Origin of the sequence: Pseudescherichia vulneris NBRC 102420 (assembly GCF_000759795.1) — a bacterium.
GTDB lineage: Bacteria > Pseudomonadota > Gammaproteobacteria > Enterobacterales > Enterobacteriaceae > Pseudescherichia > Pseudescherichia vulneris.
Genome location: NZ_BBMZ01000009.1, coordinates 192,540 through 207,620, shown reverse-complemented (window position 1 = coordinate 207,620; position 15,081 = coordinate 192,540). Strand labels below are relative to the sequence as shown.

The following is a 15,081-nucleotide window of genomic DNA, read 5'->3' as shown; positions in this document are numbered from 1 at the left end:
CGTTATCTCTCGTTTATTATTCGTTGGATGCCTGCGGCGACAGCATCAATCGCGCCGGCAAGATAACCTGGAAATGCGGCAGACCACTCGCTGGCGATACCCGTTATGGCGTGCCGCCAGGAACCGTTATCCGCCCAGGCCGGCGGTACGGCATGGCCAGCCTGTAAAGTCAGATCGCGCGATGTGGCGGTGAAAGGATCGGCTGCCCAGTCTTTAATAAATTCAGCATGCGGATGGGCTGCCTCGGGGCCAAACAGCCGTGCCAGCTGCGCCCTGCACTGCTCGCGTAAGGCAATTTCGCCCATTGCCTGCCTCGCGTTATACGGCAGTCCAATAAAACCAAACAGGGCGTACATCCCATCCGGTTCTGAAACATCGTGGATCTCTACCATGGGTCCGACGCTGCTTCGCGCCTCTCCAGAGAGGCCTTTTTCTTTCCAGAAATCGCGGGAATAGAGCGCTACGTATTTGGCATGCGGCGCCATCCAGGTGCCGGTGTTACGCCACGCATGTAGCAGAGGGTCAGGCAGTGCGGGGGTAAATGCGATCCGGGTTGCCAGCATGGGAGGCAAGGCCAGCAGGATGTGTCGGGCGTGCAGGGTCACAGCTTGTTCATCTGCACCGTGGCCACGAACAGTCAGCGTTCCGTTGTGTTGTTCAATCTGCTTTACTTGCACATCCATGACGACCCGGTCAGGCTCAAGACGCGCCAGCAGCGCAGCGGTCAGCTGTGACATTCCCCCACGAACGCGTGCCGCCGCAGGGGAAGAGACAAACCCCGGATGACGAGAAGCGGTATCCATAGTCCGCTCAAACAGCATGTCCCCCCATTCCTGGTGGGAGAAAACTTCAATATTCAGTTCAGCAAGAAGCGTAGAAAGCGCGGGCTGGATCCCCGGCCAGAGCCATGTTGCCCCCAAGTCTGCCCCTGTGCTCTCAGCGGGCATGACACGACCACCAACCCGCTTGCGGGCTTCAAGTACGACATACTTAATCCCGGCCTGCTCTAGCAGGCAGGCCGCATAGAGTCCGCTAAGTCCTGCGCCAACAATCGCAACCTGGGCCTTCATCATGGTTGAGGTTCCTGCATAGCACCGAGATGGCCCTTTTTCAGATACAGCAGGGTATTCTCTTTTTCCGCCATCAACGCCATCCGCTGCCCAGCAGGAATGCGGATCCAACTTCCTTCGGCATAGATGCTGTTGCCTTCAATTAGGCTGCCTTGCACGAGCAATAACTCTGCCCCGCCCGTAAGGCGTGGCTCAACCAGAAGCGAGCCAGATGCCAGGCGCAGCAGGCAGACGTTCTCCCGATCGTTCTCAAATAGCGGACAGACCGAAATACCCTCCTCCTGCTGCCAGTTGGCCGCATCGCGGGTATCGATACGCAGCGGACTATTTTCACCATCGCTCATCTGGCCGAGCTTAACGAACAGCAGCGTACCGGTAGCACTATGGGGCTGATGGCAAGAGCCCGGGGGATTGCGCAGATACCAGCCTGCGGGATAATCCTTCTCACCTTCCGAAAACTGCCCATCCAGCACCAGAATCTCTTCACCGCCCGGGTGAACGTGTTGAGGAAAAGAAGTCTGCGGCAAATAACGAACGATGCTGGTTGCACGCGCCTGCTCACCGCCGATGCGATCCAGCATTACACGTTCAATGCCTTTCTGCGGGGAGTGAACCCAGTGGTAATCGTCAGTGGCGACGGTAACGCGCCGGGTAAAGTCGTGATTAATCAACATGCGACGTTCCTGCAAGAAAAAGCGGTTTCAAGGCGAAACCGCTGTACGAAGGTTATTTTGGCAGTGAATCAAAAGCATCTAGTGCGCGGCTGGAGTAAACCAGCGCAGCCCCTGTATTGAGCGTAATGGCGACACCCAGCGCCTCGGCGATCTCTTCCCGCGTTGCACCCTGTTTTGCGGCTGCTTCGGCATGCACTGACAGGCAGCCATCGCAGCGGGTGGTGACGGCGACAGCCAGCGCAATCAGCTCATGCGTTTTGGCATCCAGGTGCCCTGTTGCCGCAGCACCGTTTTGCATTTTATCGATACCCTGCATCACATCGGGTTGCAGACCTGCAAATCGTCCGATAGCGGCACGTAACTCTTTACGCATTTCAGTCCAGTTCAAAAACATAACAATCCCGTTAATTAGCAATCAGGCAACGTCATAGATACGTACATCTGGCGCACTGTTTAGATAAGGCTTTAGGGCCTCGACCACATCTGTTACGAACAGCTGCGAGCCGAGATAGGCTTCGGCCTGCCTGGCGGATTCAAAACCATGCAGTACCTGCACATCCTCTGCACGCACCAGCAACTCTTTAGAGACGGCACCGTCAATGGTCGAGAGGAAGGGGGCTTTGTATTTTTGGTAAACCGCCGCCGCAGCCGCACGGTTCTGTTCGCTAATATCCAAGGTGATCTGCAAATAGGCCATGATTAACTCCTTTATTCGGTTGAAAGCTGAAGCCAAAAGACACGTTCAAGATGCATTGCGTTACGGCGTCACTTATGGCTCAATTAAATTCAAAGAAAAACTTTGCACATAAAAACGACACAGAGTTTATGAATTTAAAAGATGTATTGTCTAAGCCTCACCGTTTCTGCATTATGTTTAGCCTCGGCCTCATGAACAAATGAGATAATCTTGGCCCTCTAAGAAGGTTTTCTTTCAGATATGAAAATCCCGGTTCATCTCAACGCCCTTCGGGCTTTTGAAGCCAGCGCACGTCATCAGAGTTTCTCTCTGGCGGCAGAAGAGCTTAACGTCACGCCTGCGGCCGTGGGCCAGCTGGTACGTTCCCTTGAAGAGGTGGTAGGTTTTCCACTGTTTCATCGAAGCAATAACCGGCGAGCCGCCCTTCTGCTGACAGAACCCGCGCAACGGGCGTTACCGGATATTCGCGCCGGGTTTCAGAGCCTCAATCTGGGTATGACGCTGCTTCGCGAAGGGGCCACCAACGGTATTCTTAACGTCACTATCAGTCCTGCTTTTGCCGCCAAGTGGTTGCTGCCGCGTATAGAAGATTTTCAGCAGCGCTGGCCGGATATTGACGTGCGTCTGGAGACCAGCCTGAAGCTGCTGGATTTTACCGCCCAGGGTATGGACGTCGGTATTCGCTACGGTCTGGGGCGCTGGGAAGGATTGCAGGCTGAGCTATTGATGTCGGAAGAGGTTTTCCCGGTTTGTGCCCCCTCTTTGATGGCTGTAAACCCGGCAATTAACTGCCTGACAGGGGTCACGGAGCAAACGCTTATTCACGATTTGTCGATGGAGCAGCATAAAGACTTCATTACTTGGGATCGGTGGTTACGCCGTTTCAGCGTTCAGGCTATCGCCCGCAAGCCAGGCCTGCGGATCAACAGCTCCGCTGCGGTGCTCCAGGCCGCCGTAGAGGGCCATGGTATAGCACTGGCGCGCAGCATTATGGTCGATGAAGATCTCAAAAGCGGACGTCTGGTCCGGTTGTGCCCGGAGGTTTCCCTCGCCAGCCCGTTAGCCTATTACCTTGTGCACCGGCCTGGCTGCGACAGCCTGCCGAAAATCGCCTATTTCCGTGAATGGATGATTGAGCAAGCCCGCGCGTGCAACAACATCTGACCTGATATTACTGAAGAAATCATTAAAGCGCAGAACCCTGGCATATCCAGTTCCGGCGTTAAGGCAGCAATTCGTGCCGGAGTTTATCCCAAGCTAAAAAACTCAATGCCATTACCCAGACAGGACTTACCTACGCCAGGGATGTTTTCGATTGTGAGCACTATGAAGCTCTTCAGCAGATGGCCGTTGAGCTGATCGGCTCCTGCTTTGACCTTGACGCTAAGTCCTGGAATCATGTCTCCGAAATCGGTTATGCGACTCCCAAAACGGATGTTCGCGCGTTCATCCTTCGCGAAGGCAAAGTTCTGATGGAAACCGGGCTCAGCGTAAAAGTGACAAAACTGCTGGGCGTGTGGGATCGCAATCTTCATGGCCATCCACCCTACCCCTGGCACGTTTACACGCTTATCTTCCTGTGCGAAGAGATCGGTGGAAGCCTGGCATTGAGCCATGAATCCACCGATATTGGCTTTTTCGACATTAACGAGCTGCCGGATCTGTCTTTGACAAGGATCGTGCCCGAGCAAATTAAAGTGAGTATGGATATCGCAACGTCGGATCGACCGACATGGTTCGACTAGTATATGTTCAGGCATTAATAATACACCGCTATAGACTCCCATAGCGGTGTACTTTACTCTTTTCCAGTAAAAAGTTAGCCTATGCGTTTAAACCTTGTTCCAGGCGCCTGTTATTTTAACATTACCTGGGATTTTTATTTCAAGCGTATTGCCAAACGCTGCATCTATTTTACTTAGCAGAGCTTTTGCACCCAGCGTTCCCAGCTGTACCGCAGAAATTCCTGCCGCTGCTGCAAGCAGCGATTTTAAATCACCTAATTTACCTTTTATTGCCTTGACCGATGCGAGATTCTTCTCATGGAGTAAATCTGCACTGGCAAAAAACTCCGTGTCCGGACCAAGTGCTTGAATAAGTTCATCAATACCGAATTCTGCATAGTGCGTTGAATTGGCCAGGAACTTTCTGTTGGCCACCTCTCCATTTATTGATAGAAGGAAAAAAGAAAATCCGGTATTACCCAGTCTTCGCCAGTCATCTTCGTTGGTATTACTGCCACTCGATCGTGAAAGAGATTTAACCCCTTTTTTTACCAGGTCCATATTGGTGGCAATTTCATTGAAGGACGGTGCCTGCCCCGCTGGGGCTGACGTATAATGCCGAAGCGTAAACTTCATGCCAGCTATTTTTTCAAGGCTTTTTGCTGGTAAAGATGTATTTGAATAATTAAGTTTATTTTGAGTAATTTCCTGCATCATCTCAAAAGGATATGTTCTGTTTTCAGCGTGATAACTGGCCCCGTACCTGTCAAAAACGTCCTGCGCCGTTTTAGGCTGACTTCTAAGGCTTCTGGCAGGCGCCGATGATGGGCCAGCGATTGGCTCATCAGCTGTGGCGGCTGGCATTACCTGTGGGGTTGGCTGTTGTACCGGCATAGCCGCTGATTGCGGTGATGTTGATGCTTTTACTGGACGCGGAGGGACTTTGGGCCGTACCGATGGGCCTTGTGCCTCTCCTGTATTTCCATTTTTTTGTTGAAGCAGTGCGAGCCTGTCTTTAATACTCATTCCAGCCGTACTGCTATCCCCTATAGGAGCCATCCCACCCATATCTTTCAGGCTGACCGGATTATTTCTTACCATCCGGTACAGGTTCAGCCCATCCACCTCGCCTGCCGGGTCGGCGCTTATCCAGCGACACAGCCACGGGGCATAGTAGCGGTGGCCGTAGTAGTACAGTCCGGTGCCGTCCCGCTCCTTGCCAGAATAACGCACGGTTTTGTAATCTGCTTCCACCTCGCTGCGTGCCGCCCACACAGCGGTGCCGCCAAAGGGATAGTACTCTTCCCGGCTAATAAGCTGGCCCTCTACGTCCATCTCCAGCTCCAGCGAGCCGATATTATCGTCCACGCTCCAGCGCACCTGGTTGTTATCAATACCGTCCGGTTTACCCGTTTCCCAGTGTAGCACCCGGATACCTGCCCGGCCCGCCTGGCCGGTGATGACGTGCAACTCCTCCGTCAGCGACGGTGTGGGGCTGTTGCCCGCCGTCTCCTGCCAACTTTTACGTAACTCCAGCCCCGGCAAGTAGCGTACTTCATCAATATTCCACAGCTGCGTTTCACCGTTCATCAGGGTGCGGGTCTGCTTGCGCACCCGCTGGCTGCCGCTGTACTGGTAGACTTCCCGGTCGTTGTCGCCGCTACTGCGGCTCACCAGGGTCACCTGCTGTAAGTTATTACTGCCGTCCCACGTCAGACCGTCGCTGCCTGCGGCGCTGGCCTGGAGCGTCAGCAGGTTGCCGTTGCTGTCGAACCAGTCCGTCACCGCGTCCGGAGTCTGCGCTCCGCCGTCGTTCTGCTGCACGCTGCGGTTCGAGGTGCTCTCCGTGGTCATAGTGCGGGTGAAATTTCCCGCCCCGGCGTGAGTCATCGTGGCGAGGTTGCCGCTGTCGTCATAGTGATAGCTGCGGGTGTAGTTGACATACTGGTTGCCATCCGACAACACCGGCAGGGCGCTGTACTGCATCCCGGTGTTGTTGGCATTCTCACGTCCGGTGGCACTCAGCAACTGGTAGAGGGCATCATAGGTAAACAGCCGTGAGCCGTTTGTGGCCTGGTTGCGCCAGTAGCCAGCCGCCACCGAGCCGTCATTTATCGAGGTGACGTTACCCGTATTATCGTAACCGTAGCTCAGGGCCTGAAGCGTAGTGTTATCTGCCCGTTGCGCCGTGATGGTGGCGAGCCACTGGTTCTGCGGGTCGTAGCTGTATTCGGTGTTAACGCCGTTCCCGGCGGACTCTGTCAGCACCTGACCCGCTGCGCTCCATGTCATATCCCCCAGCAGACTCTGCGTTTCTCCTCCAGCCGGGGTCACCGTCTGATAACAATTATTGCCGCTGACGTCATAGCGCCAGCTCTGCATATGGTTCATGGCATCCGTCTGGTTCAGAACCGCACCACGGGCGTCGGCAGTAACAGACGTACTATATACCTCAGCTTCAAGCAGCGCCTCCCGCTCCGCCGCATCGTCCGGCCAGTCGGGTAACGCCTCTGCCGAAGACAAAAAGCGCTGCGTCTGGCTGAGCACCGCTCCGCTCAGCGCCACCGAGCTCACCTGTACCAGGCCGCCATCGTCATACTGCGCCACGCACATGCCGCGTAGATTATTCCCCTGCGAACCGGCATCCGCCGGACCGGCGTCGCCATACTCGCTGCGCCAGCTGAACCGGATTTCACTCCCGTTCAACTGCTCACTGCCCTTTGCCGGACGGCCCAGTTCGTCATACGTTATACTCTGCACCGTGCCGCACCCGTCCCGGCTCCATACCGGACGGCCTGCCGCGTCAAACAGCGTCACCAAATTCCCACTATCGCTGCTTTCACGGTGCAAAATCAGACCTGCCAATGAGGGTGTGCTCTGGAGATTTGCTGGCGTCGCGTCGTTAGCAGACCAGGCGGTAAATAGACGCGGATCGCGACTTTCAAAAACTCGGCTGTCATCATTAATCAGGTTATGATTAATCAGCAATCGAAGCGGGCTGTTTACCTGCTCATGATTCCAATTTAGAGCGCGAATTATTGCGCCACGGTTATCATTGACGCTGACCACCGGCGTACCGGTGGCAAGTGTTGTGCTGCTCATGGTTTACTCCTTTGGATAATGATATTTCTTTATCAAAATATTGATTTATAAGAAATTTATCTTAATCAAACTCGAGTAAAAGAGATAGGCAATAAGTGTATAACAATGATTTTTTATCGTTATATTCGGCACGTTAAGATGTGATATATGCAGGTTTTATATAGAAGAGTAATGGCAATAAAATAAAAAGGATATGTGCTCTTTTTATCCACTCCATAATAAAAAGAGCATGGCTTCATTAGCTGAAGCCATCAATATTTAAGAGAGACCACGCATCGCTGCACGTGCTTTTCTAACCCGAACGGTAACGCTAATAATCGACAGTGTAGCAATCGCCATTAGCACGACACCAACCGCCGACATGGCCGTAAAACCGAACCATCTGAACAGGAACAGACCTGCGATACCGCCGGTGAGAAATGAGAAAATTGTCGTAAGATGAGTCTTAAGCTGACTTTTTTGCGCAGCGCTATCTTTAGAGAAATCCCGGCGCAGCATGGCTGCCAGCACGGATGCTAGCGAGATCCCGGCATCGGTTAACGTACCGGTGATATGTGTCGATCTGACCCGCCCACTCGACAGCTGTGTGGAGGTCGAGTTATGCAGCCCCATCAGGCCGCAAAGAATGACAACAATCTCCCGGTTCGATGAGAACGCATGAAAGTAGATCTCATACAGCGATATGCCGGTTAAAAAGAGACCCTCGGCGAACAGGATCTGACAGAAAATCAGCCGGCAGTTATGCACGATCCCCCACAGTACGATGATGCGGGCAAGCACTGCCCCGCAAACAAACGCCACGATGATGGCGCTAAAAAACAGAACGTCCCGTAGGTCCGTATTGGAAACTTCGCTGGAGAGCTGCGAGGTGTTACCGGTCATGTGGGAGGGAAAGAAGCCGAAAGCGCCAAGCGCGATGGCGTTTAGCAGGCCAGCCGCCGTGGCGAGCCACAGGGCCAGCTTGCGGTCCTCATTGTGCGAACGTGTTCTTTTCAGTTTAATCAGCAAAGATAACCTCCGGTTACCAACTTCAGCTAAATCATTAAGCTAGCAGAACAATGGCCTCACACGATTAAGACATACCTGAATTGAAAGCGAGCTGCTCGGCAAGGATCTTCTTTAACTCCGGAATACAGGAGCCGCAGTTAGTTCCGCACTTAAGCTGTGCGCCGAGCTGCTGCACGCTGCTGCATCCCTGGCGCACGGCATCAGCAATCTTGTGTTCGCCTACCGCAAAGCAGCTGCAGATCGTTGCCCCCGCTGAAGCCTTACCCTTCCCAGCCGTACCGGCCAGCAGAGCCAGACGCTGCGGAGCGGTCTGTGGAGGCTGGCCGAACGCAGCTACTACCGCCTGGCGATCCACTCCAGGTCGATCCCGGTGGGCATAAAACGCCAGCTGGAGTTCGCCGTCTGCCCATGCGAGCAGGTTAAATCCTTTTTCACCGAGGTGGGCCGACTGGCAGATCCACTCCCCGACAGCAGCATACTCGTTGAGCCACGCCAGCCAATCCTTCGGTATTGAGGAGTCCGCCAGGACGTAGTGCGTGATATCGGGCTGCGCGATCCGGCTCCAGTATGCCGTCGCGGGCGGCGTCAGGTGATTGCCGCGCATAAACAGCTCGCCCTGCCAGACGGCAGCCCAGCGACGTAGGCTGATCGGCATGTGTTTGCTCTCCGGCTGCCCCGATAGCGGATCGGTATTTGCCTCGACCAGCGCATCTACCCTCGCCTGCTGGCTAAACTGGCTGTTCCAGTGCATCGGCACAAACACGCTGCCGCGCGGTTGCAGGCTATCGGGCCGGGCTCTCAGCAGCAGCCAGCCGTGAGAGGATGAGACCCGCACCAGATCGCCATCTTGAACGTCCGGCGCATCGGCAGGATGAAACTGACAAAACGGCTCGCTGATATGCTGCATCAGGCGCGCGGATTTGCCGGTGCGGGTCATGGTATGCCACTGATCGCGGATCCTGCCGGTGTTCATAATCAGCGGCGCAACGGACGTCGGCTGATTGATCGGCAGCCGGGGCGTAATGGCGATTAACCGCGCTTTGCCGTCAGAATGGAAGAAACGCCCGTCGGTAAACAGCCTCTCCCTGCCCTGCGGATTTGCCGCGTTAACCGGCCACTGTACCGGGCGCAGCTCATCCCACTCCCTGTCGGTAAGCTGCGCCAGACCGCTAATATCAAACGCCCGCGAACCGTTATTCTCAAAACCGGACAGCGCCGCGTGCTCGCGAAATATCTCTGCCGGATGCTGCCAGGCAAACGCCTCGCCGAACCCTAGCCGCTGGGCGACCTGACTTAGGATCCACCAGTCTGGCTTCGCCTCACCCGGTACAGGCAGAAAAGCGCGCTGGCGCGAGATACAGCGCTCAGAGTTAGTGACGGTGCCATTCTTCTCGCCCCAGGCCAGCGCCGGTAGGCAGATATGGGCTGCACGAGTGGTATCGGTATCGCGCATGACGTCGGAAACAATGACCAGCGGGCAGCGCGCCAGTCCGGCGCGGACCCGATCCGCATCCGGGAGTGAAACCAGTGGGTTGGTGCCCATGATCCACACCGCCTTTATCTGGCCTTGTTCTATTGCGCGGAACAGCTCAACGGCATTAAGTCCTGCACTTTTTGTGACGTTGTCACTCTTCCAGAAGCGCTCTACACGATCAATCTCTTCTTTAGTGAAGCCCATGTGTGACGCCAGCTGGTTAGCCAGCCCACCTACTTCCCGGCCGCCCATGGCATTTGGCTGACCGGTTATCGAAAACGGACCGCAGCCTTCGCGCCCTACTTTGCCCGCCGCTAAATGCAGGTTAATGATAGCGTTACACTTGTCTACGCCTGAACTGGACTGGTTGATGCCCATTGAGTAGAGCGTGACCAGACGATCGCTATCGGCAATCATTTGATAGAACGTCCGCAGCTGAGTCAGCGGCAATCCGCAGAACGCAGCGGTGTGTTCTTCCGTCCAGTCACGCGCCGCCGTCAAAGTTTCATCCCCACCTTGGGTGTGCTGCTTGAGGAAGTCACTGTCCAACAGGTTATGCTCTGCCATGGCGTTCAGCGCGCCGCAAAACAGAGCGGCGTCGCTACCGGGACGCAGCGGCAGATGCAGATCGGCAATGTCGCAGGTGGCGGTCTGACGCGGATCGATGACGATAATACGCATCTCCGGCCTTGCTTTTTTAGCCTGGGCCAGCCGCTGATAGACCACCGGGTGCGCCCAGGCGATATTCGATCCGGTCAGGATCACGCAGTCGGCCAGCTCCAGATCCCGGTAGCTGCACGGCACCGCATCGGTGCCAAACGCACGTTTATAACCCACCACCGCCGAGGCCATGCACAGCCGCGAGTTGGTATCCATATTTCCCGCGCCGATAAAACCCTTCATCAGCTTGTTCGCAACGTAATAGTCCTCCGTCAGCAGCTGGCCCGAGCCGTAAAACGCCACCGCCTGCGGGCCATGATCGCGAATGATAGCCTGCAATCCCTGCGCAACGGCATCTAAGGCCTGCGACCAGCTGACCGGCTGGCGGTCAATCTCGGGATGCAACAGACGCCCGTTGAGATCCAGCGTCTCTCCCAGGGCGCTGCCTTTCACACACAGCCGCCCAAGATTAGCCGGATGCGCGCCGTCGCCGCTGGCGGTAAACCCCTCTGCATGGGGCTGCATCTTTACCCCGCAGCCGACGCCGCAGTAGGCGCAGGTAGTGGTAACCGTCGCGCTGCTCATAGGCTGACCGTCTCAATCATGGCAGCGGGTCGATCGATATGGCTTGCAGGCTGCTCCTGCACCCAGACGCGTCCGCCCTCCACTTTCACCGGCCAGACGCTCAGCGCGCTTTGCCCGTCGTCGACGCTGCGGCCATCCTGCAAGCGGAACCGCTGCTTATACAGCGGGGAAATCACGACCGGTTCGCCCTTCACGTCGCCCAACAGTCCGCGCGCCAGCACGTTGGCATCGCTGTTCGGCTCGTGGTTGCTGAGGGCAAATACCTTCTGGGGATGATCCGGCAGGTGAAACAGCGCAATCTGCTGGTGGGTTAGCCGGGCCGCCATACCGGCATTGGCCGGGATCTCGTCCAGGTCACAGATCTCCACCCAGCCCTGCACCGCCTGTACGGGTTCATCGTGGTTAACAAAGGGTTTAAACAGCGCGAGGCGATCGGGCGCCGCCAGCGTGGTCTGCCATTCGCACTGGTAGGTCGCCACCACGGCCTGCATCTCGCTTTCGAGTTCGGCGGCGATATTCAGGCTATCTTCCAGTACCACCTGACGCAGGTAATCCATGCCGCCCTCAAGATTATCCATCCAGGTGCTGGTGCGTTGCAGCCGGTCGGCGGTGCGGATATAGAACATCAGGAAACGATCCACGGTGCGGATCAGCGCCTCGGTGCTCAGGTCCTGGGCGAGCAGATCCGCGTGCCGGGGTTTCATGCCGCCGTTGCCGCAGACGTAGAGGTTCCAGCCTTTGTCGGTGGCGATAACCCCGACGTCTTTGCTTTGCGCTTCAGCGCATTCGCGGGTGCAGCCCGAAACGGCCATTTTAATCTTGTGCGGCGAGCGCAGTCCCTTGTAGCGATTCTCCAGCCGCAGCGCCAGATCGGTAGAGTCCTGTACGCCGTAGCGGCACCAGTTGGAGCCGACGCAGGATTTCACCGTCCTCAGCGACTTACCGTAGGCGTGCCCTGTTTCAAATCCGGCCTCCACGAGCTGCTGCCAGATCTCCGGGAGCTGCTCCACTCGCGCCCCAAAGAGATCGACCCGCTGCCCGCCGGTGATTTTGGTATAGAGGTTGTAGCGCTTGGCGACCTGACCAATGGCGATCAGCCCGTCAGGCGTGATCTCTCCGGCCGGGATGCGCGGCACCACCGAGTAGGTGCCATCTTTCTGGATATTGGCAAAGAAGCGATCGTTGGTGTCCTGTAGCGGCAGATGCTGCGGCTTGAGCAGGTAGTCATTCCAGCACGACGCCAGTATTGAACCTACCAGCGGTTTACAGATTTCACACCCGTAGCCGTGGCCATGTTTGTCGATCAGCTCATCGAAGCTGCGGATGTTGCCTACGCGCACCAGGTGATAGAGTTCCTGCCGTGAATAGGCAAAATGCTCGCAGATATCTTTTTTTACCTCAACGCCCATTTCACTCAGCGCATACTCCATCACCTGTTTAGTCAGCGCCGCACAGCCGCCGCAGCCGGTGGCCGCTTTGGTGCAAGACTTAATTGCGGCCATGTCACCGCAGCCACCCTTCACGGCATTGCAGATGTCAGATTTGCTGACGTTATGGCAGGAGCAGATCTGTGCCCCGTCCGGTAATGCCGCGACGCCCAGCGCCTGGGGCGCACCGCCTGCGCTGGCGGGCAGGATCAGCCCCTCTGGACTGGCGGGAAGCGGCATATCGTTGAGCATCATCTGTAACAGCGTGCTGTATTCGCTGCTGTCACCCACCAGCACTGCGCCCAGCAGACGCTTGCGATCCGCCGATACCACAATTTTTTTATAGATCTCTGCCGGGCCGTCGACCCAGCTATAGCTTTCGCTGCCCGGCGTACGGCCATGGGCATCGCCCACCGATGCCACCTCGACGCCAAGCAGTTTCAGCTTGGTACTCATATCCGCGCCTTTAAAGGCCGCCTCGTTGCCGGCAAGCGTCTCCGCCAGAGTACGCGCCATCTGGTAACCCGGTGCCACCAGCCCGAAAATCTGTCCGCTCCACAGGGCGCACTCCCCGACGGCAAAGATAGCAGGATCGGAGGTACGACACCGATCGTCAATCACAATCCCACCACGCGGGCCAACCTCCAGGCCGCACTCTCTGGCAAGCTGATCCCGTGGTCGGATCCCAGCGGAGAAGAGCACCAGATCGGTCTCCAGATGGCTGCCGTCGGCGAAAACCATCCGGTAGTGGCAGCTCTCCCCCGGAACAATCTCCCGCGTCTCTTTACCGGTATGCACCTGCACGCCCAGCGCCTCGATCTTGCGGCGCAGCATGGCCGCCCCGCCTTCGTCGAGCTGAACGCCCATCAGCCGCGGAGCGAACTCTACGACATGGGTTTGCAGACCGAGATGCTTCAGCGCGTTAGCGGCTTCCAGTCCCAGCAGGCCGCCGCCAACCACCACACCGACGCTGCCTTTCTCCGCACAGGCCTGAATCGCCGCCAGATCGTCAATAGTGCGATAGACCAGACAGCCGGGCCTGTCGTTACCGGGGATTGGCGGCACAAACGGATAGGATCCGGTCGCCAGAATCAGCGCGTCATAGGCGGTCTGCCGTCCCTGCTTGTCGACAACATACCGGCGATGGCGATCGATATGCTCGATGCCGTTAGCGAGGCGTAGCTCAATGCCGGTTGATTCAAAGAAGTCGCTCTCTACCATCGACAGTGACGCCGCGCTGCGCCCGGAGAAGTATTCCGAGAGATGAACCCGGTCGTAGGCCGGTCTATTCTCTTCGGCGAAAACGATAATCTGATAGCGAAGATGCAGTTCACGCTCGACCAGCTGTTGCAGAAGATGGTGACCTACCATGCCGTGTCCGGCCATCACTAAAACGGGTTTTGACATAACATTGCTCCTCGCTATCGTCGTGGATAACGGATCTTTCAAAGAAGAGGGATTGGGCGCGTCGGGCATAAACAGGCTGGACTGAGGATGATCCAGACGGGCAAGGTATTCCGCCCCGTCGCTGATATCTCCCCACAGCAGCACACCCTTTAGCTGGTTGTTCTGGATAAGCAGACGACGATAGTGGCCGTCAAAGGGATCGAAGGTGGAATGGATCTCCGCGTCCTGTCCGCCGTGCAGCGTTCCGGCGCAGAAGAGATGGATACCGGTGACCTTAAGGCGCAGCGGTACGTCATGAACGGCAGGCGGTACGCTCATGCCCGCCAGACGCGCCGCCAGGGCCTCCGCCTGCTGCCAGCACGGGGCCACTAGCCCAAAGGTCTGTTCACCCATCTGACAGCATTCGCCAATGGCCGAGATATGCGGATCGGAGGTTTGCAGTTGGTCATTAACCAGAATGCCGCGGGCGCAGTCCAGTCCGGCCTTCTGCGCCAGGGTAATATTGGGCCGCACGCCAGCGGCAACGATGACCCGCCGGGCAGGAATAGCCCGCCCGTCACGGAGCTTCACAGCCTGAACATGTCCGCTTTCACCGCCGCTATAGGCTATCGTCTCCGCCGCCAATACCGTTTCAATACCTCGCGCCGTCAGTTCATTGCGCAGGAGATCTGCCGTATGCCGATCCAGATGCTGATCCATCAGATGTGGCCCCCGGTGCAGAAGCGTGACCTGCATACCGCGCAGCGCCAGTGCCGCTGCCGCCTCGACACCAAGTACCCCGCCACCAACAACCACTGCTGATTGCGCAGGAACCCGCTCGTGCAGTATGTTCTCCACGTCTTGCTGATTGCGAAAGCCATAGATACCCGGCAGAGCGGCACCCGGCAGCGGCGGCATAAAAGGCAGCGAGCCGGTGGCGATGACCAGACGATCGTAACCCAGCGGCCGATCGTTAACCCATACGGTACGGGCTTCACGGTCAATCGCCGTCACCGGGGATCCCCCGATCAGCGTGACGTTGTAACGCTCATACCAGGCTCGATCGTGGGTAACGATGTCCGTAAAGTGTTTCTCACCCGCCAGCACCGGCGTGAGCATGATGCGGTTATAGGCGGGCTGCGCTTCGTCACCGACAATCACAATCCGGTAGCGCGTCGGGGCCAGCTCGCATAGCCTTTCCACCAGACGCACGCCCGCCATGCCGTTGCCAATCACAACCAGGACAGGTTTATCCATTCTGCTTACCTCGCCCG

At 56.7% G+C, this 15,081-nt stretch carries 10 protein-coding genes and 1 pseudogene; 3 read left to right on the top strand and 8 right to left on the bottom strand.

Annotated elements, in window-relative coordinates:
- Positions 1–2: 2 nt before the first annotated feature.
- Genes EV102420_RS08880 through EV102420_RS08865 form a run of 4 tightly spaced genes read right to left on the bottom strand, consistent with a single transcriptional unit; the run spans position 3 to position 2,441 of the window.
- The gene (locus EV102420_RS08880; protein ID WP_042391064.1) at positions 3–1,073 is read right to left on the bottom strand and encodes a flavin monoamine oxidase family protein; all 1,071 of its coding nucleotides are present in this window, start codon (positions 1,071–1,073) and stop codon (positions 3–5) included.
- Complete coding sequence (locus tag EV102420_RS08875; protein WP_042391063.1) at positions 1,070–1,744, bottom strand: cupin domain-containing protein; 675 nt, start codon at positions 1,742–1,744, stop codon at positions 1,070–1,072. The genes EV102420_RS08880 and EV102420_RS08875 overlap by 4 nt, the downstream gene beginning before the upstream one ends.
- A gap of 52 nt (positions 1,745–1,796) precedes the next feature.
- Complete coding sequence (locus tag EV102420_RS08870) at positions 1,797–2,138, bottom strand: carboxymuconolactone decarboxylase family protein (RefSeq protein WP_042391062.1); 342 nt, start codon at positions 2,136–2,138, stop codon at positions 1,797–1,799.
- Between the two features lie 21 nt (positions 2,139–2,159).
- On the bottom strand, positions 2,160–2,441 hold the full coding sequence (locus EV102420_RS08865) for a hypothetical protein (protein WP_042391061.1): 282 nt from the start codon (positions 2,439–2,441) through the stop codon (positions 2,160–2,162).
- A 240-nt stretch (positions 2,442–2,681) separates the two neighbouring features.
- On the opposite strand from EV102420_RS08865, the gene gcvA reads away from it, so the two are divergent.
- The 3 genes and pseudogenes from gcvA to EV102420_RS21280 all read left to right on the top strand — a co-directional run bounded on the left by gcvA (position 2,682) and on the right by EV102420_RS21280 (position 4,186).
- Positions 2,682–3,605 (top strand): transcriptional regulator GcvA, encoded by a 924-nt coding sequence (gene gcvA / locus EV102420_RS08860; protein ID WP_042391058.1) that lies wholly within the window; start codon positions 2,682–2,684, stop codon positions 3,603–3,605.
- Between the two features lie 110 nt (positions 3,606–3,715).
- Positions 3,716–3,769, top strand: a pseudogene (locus EV102420_RS22720) (hypothetical protein); the annotation flags it as partial.
- Between the two features lie 15 nt (positions 3,770–3,784).
- Positions 3,785–4,186 (top strand): NUDIX hydrolase, encoded by a 402-nt coding sequence (locus EV102420_RS21280; protein ID WP_255211666.1) that lies wholly within the window; start codon positions 3,785–3,787, stop codon positions 4,184–4,186.
- 87 nt (positions 4,187–4,273) lie between these two features.
- Here EV102420_RS21280 and EV102420_RS08850 read toward each other — a convergent pair whose 3' ends face one another.
- From EV102420_RS08850 to nirB, 4 genes are all read right to left on the bottom strand, one after another.
- Entirely contained in the window at positions 4,274–7,267 is a 2,994-nt protein-coding gene (locus EV102420_RS08850; RefSeq protein ID WP_052512340.1) for an RHS repeat-associated core domain-containing protein, read from the bottom strand.
- 258 nt (positions 7,268–7,525) lie between these two features.
- Entirely contained in the window at positions 7,526–8,275 is a 750-nt protein-coding gene (locus tag EV102420_RS08845; RefSeq protein ID WP_042391056.1) for a YoaK family protein, read from the bottom strand.
- A 64-nt stretch (positions 8,276–8,339) separates the two neighbouring features.
- Entirely contained in the window at positions 8,340–10,994 is a 2,655-nt protein-coding gene (locus tag EV102420_RS08840) for a nitrate reductase (RefSeq protein WP_042391055.1), read from the bottom strand.
- Entirely contained in the window at positions 10,991–15,064 is a 4,074-nt protein-coding gene (gene nirB, locus EV102420_RS08835; protein ID WP_077776509.1) for a nitrite reductase large subunit NirB, read from the bottom strand. The genes EV102420_RS08840 and nirB overlap by 4 nt, the downstream gene beginning before the upstream one ends.
- Positions 15,065–15,081: the final 17 nt, after the last annotated feature.

What these genes read in the sequence shown, in the direction of transcription:
- EV102420_RS08880 (WP_042391064.1), bottom strand. Translation starts at nt 1,073, where the DNA reads ATGATGAAGGCCCAGGTTGCGATTGTTGGCGCAGGACTTAGCGGACTC.
- EV102420_RS08865 (WP_042391061.1), bottom strand. Translation starts at nt 2,441, where the DNA reads ATGGCCTATTTGCAGATCACCTTGGATATTAGCGAACAGAACCGTGCG.
- EV102420_RS21280 (WP_255211666.1), top strand. Translation starts at nt 3,785, where the DNA reads ATGGCCGTTGAGCTGATCGGCTCCTGCTTTGACCTTGACGCTAAGTCC.
- EV102420_RS08850 (WP_052512340.1), bottom strand. Translation starts at nt 7,267, where the DNA reads ATGAGCAGCACAACACTTGCCACCGGTACGCCGGTGGTCAGCGTCAAT.
- gcvA (WP_042391058.1), top strand. Translation starts at nt 2,682, where the DNA reads ATGAAAATCCCGGTTCATCTCAACGCCCTTCGGGCTTTTGAAGCCAGC.
- EV102420_RS08840 (WP_042391055.1), bottom strand. Translation starts at nt 10,994, where the DNA reads ATGAGCAGCGCGACGGTTACCACTACCTGCGCCTACTGCGGCGTCGGC.
- nirB (WP_077776509.1), bottom strand. Translation starts at nt 15,064, where the DNA reads ATGGATAAACCTGTCCTGGTTGTGATTGGCAACGGCATGGCGGGCGTG.
- EV102420_RS08870 (WP_042391062.1), bottom strand. Translation starts at nt 2,138, where the DNA reads ATGTTTTTGAACTGGACTGAAATGCGTAAAGAGTTACGTGCCGCTATC.
- EV102420_RS08875 (WP_042391063.1), bottom strand. Translation starts at nt 1,744, where the DNA reads ATGTTGATTAATCACGACTTTACCCGGCGCGTTACCGTCGCCACTGAC.